Origin of the sequence: Longibacter salinarum, assembly GCF_002554795.1 — a bacterium.
Classification (GTDB): Bacteria; Bacteroidota; Rhodothermia; order Rhodothermales; family Salinibacteraceae; genus Longibacter; species Longibacter salinarum.
The window spans coordinates 21,408-40,475 of record NZ_PDEQ01000011.1 but is presented as its reverse complement, the minus strand read 5'-3'; the positions used below and the strand labels follow the sequence as shown (position 1 = coordinate 40,475).

The following is a 19,068-nucleotide window of genomic DNA, read 5'->3' as shown; positions in this document are numbered from 1 at the left end:
GGGGCGCTGTCCTACACTAACCGTCGGTCTGGCTCGATAGCGGATGCAGCGATCGATACCACGACGCATTCTCTTGTTATCGTCATCTTGGGAGAGGAGACGTCCGAGTACGGCGATCCGCGGGGATCTCGATTTATCCCTGGAGCACCAACGTTGATGGGCCGGCGGGGCGGGATGCGCTGCGCCCCGTGAGATACAGGGCGTCCAACCGAGTGCGTGGAATGCGTTTCATCCGAGCCGGTAGAACGATGAACATAATCGATGATGTATGCCCTGCGACGGTCTGGAGCAAGTCACTGCGGTCGATGCTGTGGATCGTCCTCTTACTTGCCCTGTGGACGGCGCACCCCACGACGCCGCTCGCCCGTGCGGAGGCGCTGGACCAGCTTCGTCCCGATACGACAGAGCACGGACCATTTCAACCCGTCGATGCGCTCACGCCCGATCGTCTTCGGATGCGCGTCGGTGGTGATATGACGGTGGCAGCCGAGGAGCGAGAAGGGGCTGTGATCGTGATTGATGGCAATCTCGTCGTGGAGGGAACCGTTGAGGCGGTCGTCGTGGTCAACGGGGACGCAACATTTCGAAGAGCAAACGTCGGAACGCTAGTGGTCATCGACGGGCGGGCGGACCTCTCCGATGGAACCGTGATTCGGAACGATGTGCATCTCGTGGCATCGGATCTGGGGCGCACAGACGATGTGGCGATTCGGGGGAGGGTTCAGTCTGGACTCGAGTATCCGATCGCGCACGGTCTACTGCTTTTCGGTGTGCTCGTAGCTCTCGGAGGAGCCGTCGCTATCATCGGTGCGGGACTGATTGCAGCGGCAGTGGCGCCGAAGAAGATGCGTGAGATGGGGGCGCTCATCACCGATGATGTCGGAGCGACTGTACTGGCAGGGCTTGCGGTGTGGGCCGGCCTACCTCTCGTTGCGGGCGCTCTCTTCGCGACGCTCGTCGGTATTCCCATCGCCCTCGGGATTCTGTTCATCCTGTTGCCGGCGGCAGCCGTCATCGGCTACATCGTTTCCGGGATCCGTCTCGGCGACTACGTGATGGCGCGGTTCCGTGGGCACGACGAGGCCTGGCATCCATACCGGGCGGCCGCGTCTGGGCTCGTCTTTCTGCTGCTTGCCGGATGGCTGCCCTTTTTCGGCAGTGTGGTGACGCCCATCGCTGTATTCCTCGGAAGCGGCGCGCTCGCCCTCACGGCGTGGAAAGCCATCCGGTGGCCAGTGAGTTCGAGTCCCTCGGAGAAGCAAGACCTCGCCGTGCACGAGGGTAGCTAACGGGAACGGTCCAACCGTGCACGATTCCTGCCTCGCCCTGGACGGCTCATGTTACAAGTGATGAAAACTGTAGACAACGGGCGCGGGCAGCGGACCTCCAACTCTGAGAATCGGTCATTCGTCTACAGGTCGTACATGTTCTGACGGCACGGTCTGACGTGTTGCCCCCCAATCAAAAAGGCACTGCGCCGATTCTGAACCCCGTTCGTGCTACCATTGAAGGCATCGGTCGCCTGCTGACCTATCTGGGCTGGATCGATGGGGACCGGGCCTACCGGATCGCTGACCTGGCGTGGCCTCGGATCGTCACCGGGATTGCTCGCATGTCGAAGTCGACAGCAGACGTGGCGATGGTCGGCATCGCGCTCGGACCTGCGGCAATTGCCGGCGTCGGGTATGGGCTGCCCTTCTGGATGCTTGCGTTCATCCTCGGGGGTGGCGTCGCTGGCGGAACGATCAGCCTTGTATCCCAGCGCGTGGGTGCGGACGAGGAGCGAGGTGTAGATGCTGCGATCACGGTGAGCGCGATCGTGGCCGCTGGCGTCACGATCCCGTTCGCGGGTCTTTTCGGGTTCATTCCGGAGCCATTTATTCAGATCATCGGCTCCGGCGAGCAGGCCATTACGTACGGTGCGGATTATCTCCGCGTCGCGAGTCTGGCGATGCCCTTTGCGGCCCTCAACCTCGTGGCAAGCCGCGCTTTCGTGGGGGCAAACGATGCCCAGACGCCGATGATGATTCGGGCGGGCGCGGCGGTCGGAAACATCGTCTTGAACGTGCCGCTCATCTTCGTCTTCGACCTGGGTGTGGTTGGAGCGGCGCTCGGGACCCTCATCAGCAATGCGGCAGCGACTGCGTTTTTCGCCGCGGGGCTCCTCCGTGGTCACCTGCCAATGATCGGAGCTCTGCCGCTTCGGCTCCATCGGGCGGCGCCCTTCTGGAACGGGGAAACAGCACGGTCGCTGAGGCGAATCGCCACCCCTCTCGTGCTGCGCAATGTCGCGCTGAATGGCGGGGAGTTTCCGATGCTGGCGATCGTCAGCCTGTTTGGCCCGAATGCTGTGGCCGCCTTTGTCGTGGCGCTGCGCGTGCGTGCGCTGATGAACACGCCCGGCTGGGGCTTTGGGCTGGCGTCGAGCAGTCTCGTCGGACAGGCGATGGGGACGGGCGACGCACGCTCCACAACCGGCTACGCGCAGGATGCTCTACGATTTACCGTCGCCGCGTACGGGGTCACGGCTCTGTGTGTGTTCGCATTCGCCGGACCGATAAGCACGTTGTTCGTTCAGGATCCGGAGGTGCTTGAAATTACCATTGCACTCGTTCGGGCAACCTGCCTGAGTGTGCTTGCCTGGGGGCTGATGAACGGTGCACTGGGCCCGCTTCGGGCCGCGGGCGACACCCGGTGGCCGTTCTACGCACAGGTGTTTGGCCTCGTTATCTGTGCCTTGCCGACAGCCTACCTCGGTGCGACGACAGAACTTGGCTTCTACGGCCTTTACGCCGCGCTCATTCTCGAGACCGGCGTTCCCGCAGCAATTCTCTACATGCGATATCGAAGCGGACGCTGGAATGACGTTGCATTCCGATCTCAGAGAAATATCTCCAGACCGGGGTGAATGGCCGTGCCGGTCCCGCACATGGTGGATTTAGAGCGTGATTGGGCGGTCTGTCAGGGAAAAAAGATCCTCTAAAGCTTCCTTTAGGTTGCCCTTATTATCATTGCAGTTGATTCACAACCTGCTTGGTGGATGGAGCGCGAAACGAAAAGACAGTTGGTTATAGCTATTCTTGGACGAACGGTGATTTTTTTACGATGATGCAGTAGATACGGTGCACGGGGTCAACCGAGTTGTTTATTGTGAGCCTTGCGAGGACGGACCGCCGGGCAGTCTGCACCGTTGGATCGCCGAAGGCCGTACGCCAAACAGGTTGTCAAAGCGTTATACTTTGTGTGATTCGGTTCTGGTGTAATCGTTCGGACAGACCTCACGTGTGATTTGACCTCGCTCTGGCAGGTGAATGTCCGCAACGGTTGAAACTGCAACGTGTCATTGAGCTCTTCTTGCTGCCGCTGACGTCCCCATTTTGTGCCTGTGATGCCGCCGTCACGGGAAAACTCGATTTATGGGAAAGCCCCGTATGGACAATTGGACGCTGCTTTTCGCGTCCGCCGCTCACGACAGTGACCCCGGCTTCCGGGAGTCGCTCCGTTCGGTCATGCAGCAAGGGTTGTACTGGGCCGGGATGATTGGTCTTGTGAATACCTTCTGTTACGTGGCCATCAATGTCCTGGTGCTGGACCGTCCCATGGCTCTGACGCCGGAGCCGCCCGTCGAACAGTCGGTCGTGTTGCTGATCGACGATGTGTACATGGTGGTCGTTTCCCTCCTCTATTTGTTGCTCGGATGGAAAGGCTGCTCGTTGCGAGCCGGGCGTATCTTGACCGCCCTGGTCCTTCTTCTGGGCGGAGCCGTGATGCTGTACGACGATATCCTGTACGGCCGAACGATCCAGAGCCCGGGATTCATTTCCATGATCTACATGGTCGCGGTCATAGCGATTCCGTTTCGGCCGCTTCAAGTCCTTGCGCTCGGTGTCGGGATTGCCGGAATTATTGTTTCCCCGACGTTGATTGGTGCCGTGCATATGCTCGAGCACCTTCCCGTGATTGGCGTGGCCGCGGCGCTGATGACAGGCATTTCTGTGCTTCTGTATAACAATCGATGGTCTGAATATTCCGCCCGGCGCGAGACGCAAAAAGCGCTCGATGAACACCAACTGCTCTTAAATACAACGCAGGAGGTCGGAAACATCGGAGGCTGGCAACTCGATCTGGTCGATGACACGCTCTCCTGCACGCGGCAGATCTATCGTATTTATGAGCGGTCGCCCGAGACGACGATCACGTTCGATACGCTTTCCGCGCCTATTCGGGACGGCGCAAATGCCACGTTTCGATCCGCGGTGAGCCGGTGCATCCAGACGGGCGAACCGTTTGAGCTTGAGCTTCCGCTAGACGTGGGGAGAGGCAAATGGGTGGAGGTTCGAGGTAGTGCCGTCCGTCGCGATGGAGAGGTCGTCGAAGTGGCGGGTACGTTGCAGGACGTCACAAACCGGCACAGCATGGAAGCCGAACTGCGCTCGGGTCGAGCGACAATCCGCTCCCTTTACGGTGCGATGGAAAACCTTCTTCGCGCTCGCAGTCGGGCAGACGTCGCGGTTCAGATCGAGCGGCTTGTCCGTGATACGCTTGCATATCCGATCACCGCCATACGCTTTTTTGAAAACGGCATTCTTGTCCCAGTCGATCAGTCGGGGCAGGTTCACGAGAATGGACAGGGGAGCGAGAATGGAAGTATCTGGCCCTCCTACCACATCACGGGCGATAGCTACGTCGCGGAAGCCTACTGTACCGGTGAGACGCTTCATGTTCGAGAAACGTGGATTGGGACGCCCTCGGGGACGGATGCCCCTCCCGTTCGGTCGATGGTCTACGTGCCGCTTGCCGGGCACGGCGTAATCTCCGTCGGAAGCCACGAGCCAGATGGCATCACCGACCTCGATGTTCAGCTTCTAGAGATTCTTGCTGGCAATGCCGCGGTGGTGCTCGATCGGACGCATCAGGTGCAGGCCCTCGTGGCAGCGAAAGAACAGGCCGAGGAGGCAAATCGTCTCAAGTCGGTCTTTCTCGCGAACATGCGCCACGAGATCCGGACGCCCCTAACGTCGATTATCGGCTTTGCCGAAATGATTGGCGAGACACAGTGCGAGGATGCCTCACGAGGGGAAAACACGGACATTTTGCACTTCTCCCGCTTGATCGAGAAAAGCGGAAAGCGGCTGTTCCAAACACTCAATAGTGTGCTGGACTTTTCAAGATTAGAGGCGGGTTCGATGCCGATACAGCCGGCTCCCGTTGATGTCTGCGATGAGGTTGCCTTCGTGGTCGAGGAGTATCAGGAAAAAGCTGGAGAGGCGGGCGTAAACCTCGTGCTCGATCTGCCGGCGACGGAGGTCGATATGACGGTCGACCGTGGTGCCCTTCGCCGTATTCTCGATAGCCTATTGAGCAATGCCGTCAAGTTTACCGATGTCGATGGCACGGTCACGGTTCGCGTGCACACCGAATCTGATAACGTCCTGATTGATGTGGAGGATACAGGAATCGGGATCGACGATGCGTTCGTGCCCTACTTGTTCGAAGCCTTTCGCCAGGAATCGACGGGCGTCAGTCGGGACTACCAGGGAAACGGTCTTGGGCTAGCGATCGCTCACCGGCTGGCCGTCCTTATGGAGGGGCGCATCGACGTGGAGACGGCGAAGGACGAGGGGACGTGCTTCACGGTCGTCCTGCCACGGACGCACGCGGTCCCGGTCGGCGACTGAGTCGACAAAAAAAGAACATCGATTGGTGGGAGCGGTCCTGCTACGTCGTTGTCCGTGTGTCATGGTGCTCGGGCGGAACGTGCAGGCTCGACCGAACGAAGCCGAGTATCGATCGTCCGACAACACACTGTCTTACCTTGGCGTCCGACGTGCATGTCCGACCTAACCGTTACCGTTGCTCGTCCCGACGAAGCCGCCGCGCTACGTGAGCTGTCTCTCAAGTGGCTCGACCTGGATGCGAACCCGTTCCTTCTTCCGCGCCACTTGATTGAGCACTTTACAGAAACCCACCCGGTTGCCTGGCGGGCGGGACGCCGCGTTGGGATCGTAAGCGGCTTTCTCTCGCAAACGCGGGTGGCTGAGTCGTACATCCGATTCATCGCTGTGGCCCCGAACGAGCGGGGGCAGGGCGTGGGAGGGCGCCTGTACGAGCGATTCTTTGCTGTGGCACGGCGGGCCAATCGTGCGGTTGTCCGGGCCATCACGACGCCGGACAATCACGCATCCATCGCATTCCACCGAGCGCTTGGATTCGAGATTGAGCGCCAACCTGATCGCATCGACGGCGTAGACGTTTCGCTCGACCATGCCGGGCCAGGCGAGCATCGTGTCTTGCTCAAACGACGTCTGTGAGTGCGGCCAACACGCAAACAGCCCAGACGGGAGATTCGGTTACCGAGGAAGTGTAGCATCAGCCCGTGCCGCCGGTGATGGCGAAGGCGACCAAGCCGCCAATGAGCACCGTGATGAAGATGTACACAACCGCTTGCTTCGCAGAGAGGCCTTCGTCGTCCGCTCCGTGGTCGTGGCCGTCATGGTCGGATTCGTGCTGCCGTTGAAGGTACAGGTTGACACCGACCAGGACGGCAGCAGCCACGTTCATCCAGAACGTGTAATCGATCGCGAACTGGGTGAGAGAGGCGATCTCGCGAGCTCCTTCCGGGACCCAGCCCACGAAGGCGAACGTCCCGTCGAGGATCAGCGCCGTGGCGACGATACTCACGAACATGATCCCGGCAACGTAGAGCGCGACCGGCCAGCCATAGTACTTCGCATTCGTCGCGACGAGGGGCGGGACCATCAGGTCAGAATAGATGAAGCCCATGATGCCGGCGAAGAGGACGCCGTTCGACGCGAGGACGGTGGCGAGCGGAATGTTGCCCATCGAGCCGATAAACGTAGCGGCCGCGACGAACGGGGCGACCAAAGCATTCTCCAGGGCGATGAACCAGGCCGGCAGCTCCCCCTGCATGTTGGTGAGGAAGAGGGCCTGCCAGAAGCTTTCGGGCACCAGCACAGCGACGAATCCAGCAACCGTGAAGCCAATCAGGATTTCCTCCCAGACCATCCCCCACTCGTTTGTGAACGACTGTCCGACGCGGTACCAGCCTTTCCGGCTCTGAATCCGCTCCTTCCAGTCAAAGTCCTCCTCCATGTCCGGCGCTTCGCGTTGGACCTTCTCGCGCGCCTTTTCCAGCATCGAGTCTGGATAGGTCCATCGAATCAGCGTGCTGGAAATCGTGATGAGGATGAGCCCGCCGATGATTTCCGCCGCAAGGTACTGTGCGCCGAGAAAGATCAGGATCAGGATGCCCAGCTCAATCACGAGGTTCGTGGAGGCGAACATGAACGCCACCGCCGCGACGAAGTGGGCGCCCTTTGCTATGAGTGAGCGGGCCGCAGCCAGCGCGGCGAAAGAGCAAGACGACGATGCCGAGCCGAAGACGGTTGAGAGGGCGACACTCTTCAGATTGGGATCGCCCATGTACTGCGTCAGTCGGGCCTTGGGCACGAACGACTGGATCATTGCGCTGATCGTGTACCCGAGCACGAAGGCCCAACCGCTCTTCCAGAAGAAGCCGACGGCTGTCTTTGCCGCTTCGCCGTACGAGGCCCAGAAAGAGGTTGACATGCTGTCTGTGGCATCGTTTGAAAGAGGACGCGACAGAGTCTTGTTTTCAGAGCACGATGTGCAAACAGCTGGATTTTCGGAGCTGTTTCTGCATTAGAGAGCAAGCGAGCAGCCTAGACGTGACGTTCTCTCAACTGGAAACGTCTCGACCGAGATGGTGATGGGGCTTTCTCGTCTCTCCAACGATATCAACAAAATCGCCAGACTGATGTCCGATTCAGACCCATCGATCCATTACGACCAGCGCGTCTTTCGCGTACGCCAGAACACAGAGAACGGCGAGGTCGGAGCGGAAACGTATTTTCGCTACGAACAAACGGAGGATCGGCTGACGGGCACCTATGCCGGCGGAACGATCGCGGAGGGGCACCTGATGGGTCGCGTTTTCCCCGACGGGCATCTGGAGTTTTGCTATCACCACGTCACGACGGATGCCCACGTGCGCGCCGGACAGTGCACGTCAACCCCACATCGGGACGAGGATGACCGCCTCGTGTTGAAGGAGAAATGGCAGTGGTTCACCGGCGATCAGTCGCACGGGACGTCGGAACTGATCGAAGTCGATCGTGACGAGGTACCCGATTAGGTGTGACGTGGCATCTTGACCAGTGGTGCCGTTTCGGAGTGGCTGCACGGGTCAGCGGGAAGCCGGCGGAAGGGCGTCCACGTCCGGCCGGGCTTGGCGTCCTGGACTGGACGGACTCGGTCGTACTGAACACGCGCGCTGACTCCGCGGTGGTGCGCTCTCGTGAAATGCGGTCCGTAAAAAAACGCGAAGCCACTGCGGAAGCCTTCTGTTACTATCTCACCAGCAGCCTCACCATGATCGGACCGATGCTTGGACTCACCCCAGTGCAATTTATGTTTACTTGCACCGCATAATCCAGCTGTTCTTTAGGGTCATTAAAAAACATTGGAGATATGATCACAGCATTGGATTTCGTTTGCGTTACATTCGCGATTCAGCAGATTTCGCTTCTCGGAATGAATAAGGATAAAATCATGCTAAAGGAGCAATATATCGTCTAGATGGATCTAGCAGATTTGCCCCGTCTCCGGTCTGACCTCCGAGAGACGAGATCTCTCCTTGCTCGACTAAAGGAAAGGGCGGATGATGTATCTACGTCTCGGTACGATGACCTTGAGGCGAAGTATTCCCAAAAGCTCGATCATCTTCAGGAAAGAGTCCAGAGTCTTTCGCGAGATGGAAAAGAGAAGACAGCATCGTTGAAGGACGAGATTGTTCATCAACGATTGCGGATACGTCTCGCCAGGAAGGAAATAGACGAGCTTGACTCGCTACTCCAAGACGGGGCGATTAGCGAAGATGATCACCAGAAAGAGAAACAACGCTTTTCTCTACGCAAAGAGGGGGCAAAACGTAAGCTACGAGGTCTACGGAAGGAACTGGACGAGATTGATTTTTACCTCAATGAGGTTGGCGATGTTAGCTACAGCAAAGAGAAGGTCAGAGATCGTCTTTCGGACTCTACCGCCTGGATGTCTGACACTTGGTACCGGTTCCTAGATTTAACTTGGCTTATGCGACAGACGCGGTATTTTCGCGTCCTCGTCGTAGTAGTTCTGATCGTTGGTGTCGGCGCATTGACTTATCCACATATCCAGGAAAATTCCTGGAGTGCGCAGCGGCTGTTTCATGTCATAACGATGCAGCCAGATCCGGGGACCATGTATCGGGGAGGCGAAGCAAGAACAGGCCTCTACTCCTACGAGGCAATCTTGGCCAGACCGATCGAAGCATGGGCATTTCAAAGTACGTCACGGATTCGGTCGACTCCCGCAGTGGCTAATGATGCCGTGTACTTGGCTTCAGACGACGGGACGGTGTTTGCGGCCGCTCTTCAGAACGGGCAACCGTTATGGGAGACAGAAACCAGCGGGTCTTATACATCATCGCCTGCAGTCGGTGAGGACGCAGCCTTCATTGGCAATATGAATGGGAAGGTTCTCGCTCTAAATGCAGAGTCCGGAGCACAAGTCTGGAGCTATGATACCGGGGCCGCGGTAATTTCTTCTCCGCTACTCGTCAATGAAGTCGTTTACGTTGGTAGTCGAAATGGCCAAATCTATGCGTTAGATCGTTCAAATGGCGATCTCAGGTGGAAGGCAGACACCGGTGGAGAAGTCTACTCCTCCCCATCGAGCGACGGCAAGACCGTATTTGTCGGAAACGAGCAAGGACTCGTGCATGCTTTTGACATTGAGACTGGCAACGAGAAATGGGTTGCGGAAGTCGATGCCGGCGTTGTCGCAACCTCGCCCTTTATAGATGGAAAGGTCATTGTCCGGAGTCGGCAAGGTGCCATTTACGCCTTCGCGGCGTCCTCAGGGCAGCGACTCTGGAGACAAGATGTTGACCGAGGAGGTTCGGCATCTGTAGCCGTGTCGCGGGATTACGTCATTGCCTCAACAACGAGCGGGGAAGTCCAGGCTTACCGTCTCGAAGACGGGAGTCGCGCGTGGATGACGGCTTATGATGAGCCGTTTGGCTATTCCCCGGCCGTAGTGGGAAATCATGTCATTCTGAGAAGCCGACACAGCGTGCTTTCTGTGGGTCTGGACACAGGGGAAACACACTGGTCACTCGAAACAGAGGAGACGGCAACCACCTCACCCGTAGCCGCCGGGTCGATGCTCTTGGTAGCGTCAGGCAACCAGCTCCAAGCCTTCAGATAGCCTGAAGGCTTTAGCACCTATTTGCAACCTTCCCCTATTTTTAAATCACTGGATATGAGATTGAAATCGCACGTCCTCAGGATACTTGTAGCAACGTTGATCTTGGTCGGCGCCTGGTCAACACGAACGGCAATACTGTACGGACAGGATCAAGTAACGCACGCTACGGTCCTCTCGGTATCAGACGAATCGGTGACGGTGAGTCTTGATGATGGCTTACAAGTTGAATCGGGTGTTGAAGCCGTCATTTATGGAACGGAAGAGACCTTTGGCCAAGAGGTCACTGTGGAGAGGGGGAGAGGTTCAGTGTCTCGCTCGCAAGATACAACGGCTGTCGTAAGCGGATCAGACTTCACCGATGTATCGGCGGGTCAACGTGTTTCGTTTAGCCAGGTGCGAACCGTTGGCACCTTGGACATTCGAGTGAATCCTGCTTCATCGACGGTCTACTTGGATGGAAAACAGGTAACGGTTGGAAATGCAGAGGTCACTGCAGAGACGGGACGGCGCGTTGTAAAAGTTCAGTCCCGGGCATGTAGGTCGGCGTCGAAAGAGGTTCAAGTCCGTCGAAGCGAGGCGACAAAAGTCAGCGTTCGTCTGTCGTGCGACAACGCAACAGCTCAGTTTGATGTCACGCCGGATTCGGCGACCGTGTTTGTCGATGATCAAGAGGTTGGCACCGGGGACACGAGCGCTTCGCTCACGCGTGGTCTGCACCGCATACGGGTTGAGTCACCGGGATTTGCAGCGAGTGAGCGAACGATACGCGTAGAGCCCGGGGGGGATGAAACGTACACATTTTCCCTGAAGCGAGACCTCGGCTTTGCCAGCATTTCTGGCTACCCGCGGGGAGCAAACCTGAATATCAGCCCGACATTCGACGGCGGATCATCCTTCTCCGAACGGGCGCCGATTTCGAATCTGGAACTGGCCGTCGGCGAGTACGAGGTTGCTATTGATGCTGAGTATCATAAGCCGGAGAACGTCGAAATGAGAGTTGCGGGCTCCGAACAAACCTCACTATCCTATTCGCTCGAACCCAAGACGTACCGGATTTCCATCGACTCCGAGCCCCCGGGAGCACAGATCTACGTTGACGGCCGCCAACTAACGGGTAGAAAAACACCGACCACGCTCACGCTCGAGTACGGAGAATATGACATCCGTCTTGAGAAAGACGGGTTTCGAGATGAAGAAAAAAGCGTCACCGTTCGACCAGATACCAGTTTCCAGTTCGAGCTCGATGATGCGCGTATAGCCGGAAATAACGACGATGACTGGACAACGATGAAGAAAGTATCAGTGGGAGCCCTTATGTCTGTAGCCTTAATAGGCAGTGCTTTTGGCATTATGTATCTTGGAACCGCATCTACTAGATAAAATGAAACGTCTACCATATCTGAGGAGCGATCTTGGTGAAGCCCAAAAGCTCTACTCTTACGTCAAATCACAAGATCTTGACCTAGAGAAAGGTCGAGAAAAGCGCCTCCTGCGCCGTTATGAGAAGCGTGAGGAAACCCTGATTTCAGAGATTGATCGTCTGGAGACAAAGGGTCGTGATCGTCTTGATGATCTAACGGAGCGCATCGAGTCTTGTCAGGAGCAGATCGACGCGCTTGCGACAGAGGAAGAGGAAATAGAACACCTCTGGAACGAAGAACTCATCCCCAAAGATGAGTACCGAACCGAGAAGCGGCGTATTCGACTCGAGCGGCGCAACGCGAAGAACGATATACGATCTGCGAAACAAGAGCGGGCCACTTTAAAGGATCAGCTTACGTCGATCCGGGCCCGGCCGGCCGATGGTTCTGTCCAAACACGTCTCCAAGAACTAACAGGCCAGACAGGTAAAGCGGTTTCCCCGTACTTCCGGCGAGTCATTTCGAACAGTGCGGACTGGGTTTCAAGATTCACCCCGTCCCAGTTGACCCAGCTCGGGCGTCCGGACATCTTCGGGACTCCATCAGCTACGAGCCCGCCCTCAACGCGCTACCTGTGGTATGGAGTCGCTGTGCTGGTACTTACAATTCTTCTGAATACGGTCCTGGGGAGCTATCTTGCCGATTCCGTCGACGAGGCCATGACCCGGAAGGCGTATCAGTGGCAGCGAGACAATAGGGCGCTCAGTCTCAACTGGGGAGATGTTTCCGTAAGCCCTCTCTTCCAGACGGTCTCCGTCGCGGACATCCTCGTCGATGTCGACGAGCGACAGAACAGTTCTCTTCAGCTTCGATCCGCGACATTGGATTTGTCTCCGACGATGGCTTGGGATGTTCTCATGGATAACCCCATCGAGGAAGTGCATAGCATTGGCTTCGCCGCAGCCGGTCTGCGAGTCGGGAATGAAGATATTCAGATGAACGCTACGGAAGCCACCATAGAGTTTGATGGACGTGTAAGAACGAGAACGATACGTTCTGGCGATCTCGACCAGCTTCTTCGTCATCCACAGCGGATAACGGTCGAGATTTCTGACCTTGACGCCGGGGGCGCCGCCATCGAAAAGCTGGACGATGTTCGACAGGAGACACTGCAAGGCGTATCTGACGCGTCGTCGATCGAGTTCACCGCAAGCGTCGACCCGGAGCAGCGGGTCCTGCGGATCTCTGATCTAGTGGTTGAAGACCCCGACTCGTACCTCGACGTATCGACGAATATATACTACTCTGGTCAGACGGCCGGTCCTCCCGAACCAACACGCATGGAGGTAACGGGCGAATGGTCTACCACTGACGTACGCTCTGCTCTTTCAGAAGACGCAACGTATCAGGCGGACGAGGTGGAAGTCTGGACCGATACGCCAATCACCTACGCATTCGGGAGTTCGTCGCCGCTTCCAGAGGGTCGGCTCATCGCACGCCTTGAGAACGGCCGGATTACGGGGCGTCTTCCGTACGTGGTGAAACGTCGGCTCGATGATTCAGGTCTAGAGCCCAGCGTGCTCCGAGAAGGTGTCCATGCCTACCTCGACTATGAGCATAAGAATCAAGTCATCACGCTCCGCGAGTCTTCGCTGGAGACGGGAGTGGGTACCTTCAAAGCTGATGGACACATTCGGGTCTCGGGTGATGACGCCTCGTTTAGAGATCTTGAGCTGCAGATGGATGACGTTTCTTTTAGAACGATGTCATCGGTTACAGACGCCATGAGGGTGTGGACGGGGACGTCCGTGTCCGCTAGTGGATCGAAGCTGACCGTACGACTGAACGGGCCTTTTGTCCGTCCTCGCGTACAGGTGGTGGACTAGACCGGACGTACTCTCTGTCCGCTTCAATTGGTTTATATGCTCTAGCGCTAACAAACACGAAAACGAATGCCCGATCGCCCGCTTGCTGACTTGCCCTCACTGAAAGACGAGCTAGCTGAGACCCGAGAGCTTCTCCAGCGCCTAAATGCTAAGAAAGACGAGATTGACTCGTCGCGCTATGAGCGATTAGCCTCTCGCTACCAGGAGACGCTCGATACATGCAAAACGGCGATCGAAACTCTCACCGAGGAGGGAGAAACTCGCAAGCTCGAACTGGAGAACCGCCTGGCTCACCAACAGGATCTGGTCGAAGAAGCCAAAGAAGAACTGGATGAGGTAACGTCGCTGCATGAGGCCGGTGCGCTTGATGACGACACGTATCGCGAGGATCGTCGCCGCCTCCGACGTAAGAAACGAACGGCCGAGAAGGAAGCGTCTAGCATTGATCGGCAACTACGCGAGATCAATTTCTACTTAACCGAAACTGGAGACGTAAGCTACACAAAATCGAGAGTTCGTGGGCGCGTCAAGGGCATCGTAGATGGAGTAAAGCAGCTTCTTCCTCGAGGAATGCAGCATGTTGGGACGTTGGTGTCCGAAAGCCTCGAAGGGTGGTCTATGCCCGTGTCTCGAAGAGCAGGCCTGATCATCGGCGCAACCCTCTTGGGAATCTCCCTCGCTGCGTGGTTCGGATCGTCCGTTACGGTAACTAATGGCGCAGACGGGTCCGCGTATAGAGGTAGTATTGCGCGAACAGGCTACTACGACGCCCCCGGTCCCGATCTTAGGACAGGAGAAGCACCCGTTGTTCGATGGATGTTTACGCCGCCACCGACCAGTGAAGCAGATGAGGGTTATGATTTAGCCTTTTCACCGATCTCCGTACAAGACGGAGTGGCGTATGCTGGACACCGAGATGGTAATCTGTATGCTGTAGACACGAACACGGGGCAGAGGATATGGAATTTCCAAACCGGAGACGCCGTGTTTACGGCTCCTGCTATTTCCGGCGAGAATGTCTATATCGGAAGTTTGGATGGGCGGTTATATTCGCTAAATGCTCAGTCAGGAGACAAGATCTGGGAGTTTGATACCGGAAGTCGAATCTTTGCATCACCGGTCGTTCACGATGGCGTTATCTACGTCGCAGGCGAGGAATCGGGCACCACGTATGCCCTGGACACGGACACAGGTCAAGAATTATGGCGGTTCGAAACCGATGAGCGAATCGTTTCGACTCTCGCCTACCGAGATGGTCGTGTTTACGTCACGAGTCATTATAGGGGGAATGATATGTACAAAACGCGGGTGACTACGATCGAAGCAGCATCCGGTAGCGAGATTTGGACGCACATAATCGATCACAGGAGTGCAAGCCTGTCCGCCCCGGTTGTGGATTCAGACCATGTCTATATCAGCGGAGCTTATGGGGAAATGCTTGCCATCAGCGTAGATACGGGGGAACGGGCGTGGAGCTTCAGCACCGAAGGTGAGATACGCACATCCCCGGCTGTGGACGATACCCGCGTTTATATTGCAAACGAAGGTCAGAAGACAGTACACGCTCTGGCGTCAGATACAGGAGAAGAAATATGGCGCTTTGACACGGAGGCGGAGGTCTCGACCCCGATTTCTATAGCGAATGGACGCGCCTACATCGCAAGCCAGGCAGGAAGACTTTACGCGCTGGATGCGGAGTCGGGGCGGTGGATCTGGGAGCACGAGATCGAAGGGAATATATTCTGGTCTGCTCCCACTGTAGCAAACAGAACTATTTATCTCGCAGACGTTCAGGGCACTCTCTATGCGTTTTCAGACACCGATAGAGAGTAGATGTTAGAGAGTATACAACCTGAAAGTCCCGATACCGATGGGAAATCCACCCATGTCGATCAGACGATGCGGGTGGATTTTCCTTTATACCATTGGAGCGGGGCGAAGACGATCGGCTTTGTTAGTCGATTCTGGAGTATCTCTCACCATCGAATGCATAGGTGCGACCTTCGACCTCAAACACCTCGTAGCCATTCCGTTGTCTCCTCATCAGGGAAAGGGTTTCATCCCAGTCAGAATCAAAAAAGATCGAAGAGAAGAGTTGACGACAGGGAGCAGCCCCACTGATCGCGATGACTAAAATTTGCCCTCTCCGGTTTGTCCCTAGTTGCTGAAAAAATCGTTCGTTGACTCCATCGTTGTTCAAGTCAACACTCGCATCTGGCACAGGACTGTTTGGTGCGAACTCGCCGAATGCCGACTCAATGAGTTCTTGCTCTCGGCTGCGGTCGCAGCGAGAGACCCTCTCCGGCTGTAGCGATTCTCCGATTCGCAGGTCGAGTCGATACGTCTTCCCAGTCCGGGTGTTTTTTGCTTCGACAACCTCTCCGCGAACACTGTAATCGACGTTCGAGTTGGGCGCTCGCGTTCGACCTGTTAGCTCCTTCGACCAGAGCCCGTCTCCGGTTTCAACATTTACGGCATAAAGGGAGGAGGTAGAACGAGCTCCAGACCCTGCGTAAGGAGTGCCCCCGTCTACGAAAAGAAGTACGCCGCTATGAAAGGAAAAGCGAGACGCGACTAAATAGTGTTCGTCGAAGACCCACAGGTTGTCTCCTGTAGCAGCATCAAGTGCTAACACTCGGGAGGATGTGCTTCCCGCCGTGTGGGAAACGAACAGCGTATCGTTTCGCACAGCCGCGACGCTGGCTCGTCGATATCCGCCGATCTCCTTCTTCCAGCGTACTTGTCCTGTTCGAATTGCCAGCGCATACAAATTGGACTCCCGCGTTCGATATGCCTTACCATCAACAACATAGGCCGTACGCTCTGTCTGATGCGCAATGCGAGCCTCGGGGCGCTCCGTCTTTAGCCACTCCTTCCATAGCTTCTCACCGTCGTCGTTTTCGGTAAGTGCGTACACTTTATCGTTGCGCGTGATCAACTCCTTCACAGTAGGAAGTGGACCTTTTGAGATACCACGTGTGGCTTCTGAGCACGCACGTTCTGCATAGTCCGGATAAAGCTTCTCTGTGAGGTCGATCACGTGCATTTGCTCCGTCACCTCTTTGAGGACTCGCTCATACGTGACACGCTGTCTTCTCATGAGCTTTCGATAAGTCTCGACCGACTCATCGGGAATCGAAAGTGAAGACATGGATGGAAAAATGCCGAACCCTAAGCCTGAGACGTTATTCAGCTTGTTCGCGTACTCATACAGATTGGTGATCAACCCCAGTTTTACCTCATGATATCGCCCCACCCGGTACTGGTATTGGGCAAGGGCCTCAGCGTACGAGGTCCACGAATTAAACCCACCGGGTTCATTTAGGCGAGACTGTTCCATCTCTAACTGGCGTGCGTAAGCTTCCAGAACGGTCGCATAGAGATTCGCCGTGTAAATGAGCTCGTTAAAGCCGCTCGTGAGATCGTCTACGTCCCGAAAGACCAGTTCTTCAGCAACGCTCAGACCCGCGCTGGCCAGGGAAGCACCCATAAATTCATGGGCGTTACTGAGAGCCTGTTTTCCACCCCGTGTATTAATGAGGACGGGGTCTGTAGCCGCACGATAATTCTGAATGGCCCGAGAAATGTTCTTCCACTCAGTAGCCGCGAACTGAATATTGCTTCTCACATCATCCAAGTCAGACGAGACGTCATAATACCGGCGGAGGTAGCGCCGGCTTCCCTGCAACTCCATAACTTTGCGGCGATACTCTGGATCAAGGTCTCCCAGCGCCGCGATAGCGGGGGCAAGACTTCGGTCGTCAGGTGTGGCTGTTATCGACTCAAAGAAGCTGAGAGTCGTCGAGCCCAGGTTGATGACGAAATCAGCTGCTGTCACGGAGATGCTGCTCAATCCCGTAATATCGGCCGTCGCCATCGACGCTCCCGCCGAGGTCAAAAGCTTCCCTCCCTGGATTAATCCTGTTGCTACCTTTCCTGTCCGTGGGTCATAAATATTTAGACGCTGTTCTTTCCACTCGCGTGCACGTTTGGCCCACTCGTTTTCGACTCGAATAGAAAGCCCGTTCGAATTAACATTCATGTAATGGGCCAGTACGCCGAGCAACTCGTCGCCGGAATTAATCGAACGATCGTCCGAGGGCCGGGCAGGGTCAGATACCGCTGTAACGACAGGAACGATCGCCGCACTACGTTTCACCGTTTGGACTCCATCCAGTACATTGGGAGCCAGATATTGGTGGACCCGGTACGTCTGGTCGAAAACACGAATGACCTTTCCTTCGCGTCCAGAGGTCGTCGCGCTCCAGTCATCCGGAATCGTTAACGTAGAACAGGCAATATCTCGTTCCGGTCGTTCGAGAGGCGGCGATGCTGTCTTAGGCATCGATGAAACTATCGTCGACCAATCACGGTGGCGAACGGGCCTGTTCGTTTTTCCTTCTTTGATGAGCGCATTGTGTTGCGGAGGAACGCAACTCCACTCGGTTTCATCCGCATGGCTCAACACCCGAGTGTCCGAGTCGCTCAGTGCAGACGCACTGGAAATAGTCAGGGATAAGAAGAACCCCACTAGCAGAAAGATCCCGCTGAAATGTGGGGGAAGGTCATGAGCAGGAAGCGATGCTAGCTTCCGGCTACAGAGACAGGAATCAGGGACCATTGGATGAAACGTCGGGCTGTCAGGATTGCTCTTGGGCACCGCATGGTGTTGTCCTGACGATTCATCGTTGCTGCTGAAAACATGTGAGCCCTTTTACGACATTTGCAGCGACTACAAAGCCGTTTTCAAATCGGATATGGTACGATGCGCCTCCATCGGTTCGGACGAACGACCCATTGACGAGAGGCCCATGATCGCCGATCGCACGGATAGAAGAGTAGAGATGCCATGACTCTCTTTTCTAATCGATCGTCCGCAATTTAGCACTCACTATACGGACATCCGTGCCCGGAGAGAGGCCCCTTGTTGGGACCGATGTCTGTGCATTACATTTTTGTCACAATTTGATTATGCAGTGCGCGTCATGTGAAATGAGTCATTCGTGAGAAAAGATCAACGCGTCGTCCGAGAGAGGCGCAAGTAGTTAGCGCTCCCAATTTTCGCCCTCGGAATCGACCCGTCTTTACGAGGCTCTAATTTCGCCGCACACAGAGGAACCCAACTTCATGGAAAAACTTGCCGGTGCGCTATTCTTTCTCGTTCTTCTCTTCGGCGCGTTAATTGTTATTTTTCTGGTCGCAAGGGAGCTTGTGACGTGGTATTGGAAAATCAACGACATCCTTTCAACACTCAAGTCAATAAATCGGCGGTTGGCTTTGCTGGTCAATGAAGCCTCACCAGAAGCGCGTCCAGATCGTGACGCCAAAACAACGGACGAGCCCCCTTCTGATGGCCGAGTAGACTCAAACGAGAAGAGCACAGAAGGAGATGAGGTTAAACAGTGTCGCTATTGCAAAGAAGAAACACCGAAGGATGATGACATGTGCCAAGTATGCGGGAGTTATATAGGATAGATGGAAACCTTTAGGCGTATACTTAAGCTTATCGTAATTCTAAATATCATAGGACTGCT

General features: G+C 56.0%; 12 protein-coding genes. 10 read left to right on the top strand and 2 right to left on the bottom strand.

Annotation, left to right across the window (positions count from 1 at the left end; all coding sequences use genetic code 11):
- The first annotated feature begins 248 nt into the window (after positions 1 to 248).
- The 4 genes from CRI94_RS16490 (at position 249) to CRI94_RS16475 (ending at position 6,311) form a co-directional block, all read left to right on the top strand.
- The gene (locus CRI94_RS16490) at positions 249 to 1,289 is read left to right on the top strand and encodes a hypothetical protein (RefSeq protein WP_098078707.1); all 1,041 of its coding nucleotides are present in this window, start codon (positions 249 to 251) and stop codon (positions 1,287 to 1,289) included.
- Between the two features lie 158 nt (positions 1,290 to 1,447).
- Positions 1,448 to 2,908 (top strand): MATE family efflux transporter, encoded by a 1,461-nt coding sequence (locus CRI94_RS16485; RefSeq protein WP_245846238.1) that lies wholly within the window; start codon positions 1,448 to 1,450, stop codon positions 2,906 to 2,908.
- A gap of 508 nt (positions 2,909 to 3,416) precedes the next feature.
- A complete protein-coding gene (locus CRI94_RS16480; RefSeq protein WP_098078705.1) occupies positions 3,417 to 5,678 on the top strand; it encodes a sensor histidine kinase in 2,262 nt (753 codons plus the stop codon).
- A gap of 153 nt (positions 5,679 to 5,831) precedes the next feature.
- Positions 5,832 to 6,311 (top strand): GNAT family N-acetyltransferase, encoded by a 480-nt coding sequence (locus CRI94_RS16475; RefSeq protein WP_098078702.1) that lies wholly within the window; start codon positions 5,832 to 5,834, stop codon positions 6,309 to 6,311.
- 58 nt (positions 6,312 to 6,369) lie between these two features.
- Here the strand turns inward: CRI94_RS16475 and CRI94_RS16470 are convergent, their stop codons facing one another.
- Entirely contained in the window at positions 6,370 to 7,590 is a 1,221-nt protein-coding gene (locus CRI94_RS16470) for a permease (RefSeq protein ID WP_098078697.1), read from the bottom strand.
- A 208-nt stretch (positions 7,591 to 7,798) separates the two neighbouring features.
- Between CRI94_RS16470 and CRI94_RS16465 the strand changes: the two genes are divergently transcribed.
- From CRI94_RS16465 to CRI94_RS16440, 5 genes are all read left to right on the top strand, one after another.
- Positions 7,799 to 8,176, top strand: a complete 378-nt coding sequence (locus CRI94_RS16465; RefSeq protein ID WP_218919416.1) for an avidin-fold protein — start codon at positions 7,799 to 7,801, stop codon at positions 8,174 to 8,176.
- Between the two features lie 443 nt (positions 8,177 to 8,619).
- The gene (locus tag CRI94_RS16455) at positions 8,620 to 10,287 is read left to right on the top strand and encodes an outer membrane protein assembly factor BamB family protein (protein ID WP_098078689.1); all 1,668 of its coding nucleotides are present in this window, start codon (positions 8,620 to 8,622) and stop codon (positions 10,285 to 10,287) included.
- Positions 10,288 to 10,341: 54 nt separating this feature from the next.
- Entirely contained in the window at positions 10,342 to 11,667 is a 1,326-nt protein-coding gene (locus tag CRI94_RS16450) for a PEGA domain-containing protein (protein WP_098078685.1), read from the top strand.
- A gap of 1 nt (position 11,668) precedes the next feature.
- A complete protein-coding gene (locus CRI94_RS16445; protein WP_098078678.1) occupies positions 11,669 to 13,534 on the top strand; it encodes an AAA family ATPase in 1,866 nt (621 codons plus the stop codon).
- Positions 13,535 to 13,600: 66 nt separating this feature from the next.
- On the top strand, positions 13,601 to 15,367 hold the full coding sequence (locus CRI94_RS16440; protein ID WP_098078675.1) for an outer membrane protein assembly factor BamB family protein: 1,767 nt from the start codon (positions 13,601 to 13,603) through the stop codon (positions 15,365 to 15,367).
- Positions 15,368 to 15,488: 121 nt separating this feature from the next.
- On the opposite strand, the gene CRI94_RS16435 is transcribed toward CRI94_RS16440, so the two are convergent.
- Positions 15,489 to 17,879, bottom strand: a complete 2,391-nt coding sequence (locus CRI94_RS16435; protein ID WP_179862368.1) for an outer membrane protein assembly factor BamB family protein — start codon at positions 17,877 to 17,879, stop codon at positions 15,489 to 15,491.
- Positions 17,880 to 18,661: 782 nt separating this feature from the next.
- Between CRI94_RS16435 and CRI94_RS16430 the strand changes: the two genes are divergently transcribed.
- Positions 18,662 to 19,009, top strand: a complete 348-nt coding sequence (locus CRI94_RS16430; RefSeq protein ID WP_098078666.1) for a hypothetical protein — start codon at positions 18,662 to 18,664, stop codon at positions 19,007 to 19,009.
- Positions 19,010 to 19,068: the final 59 nt, after the last annotated feature.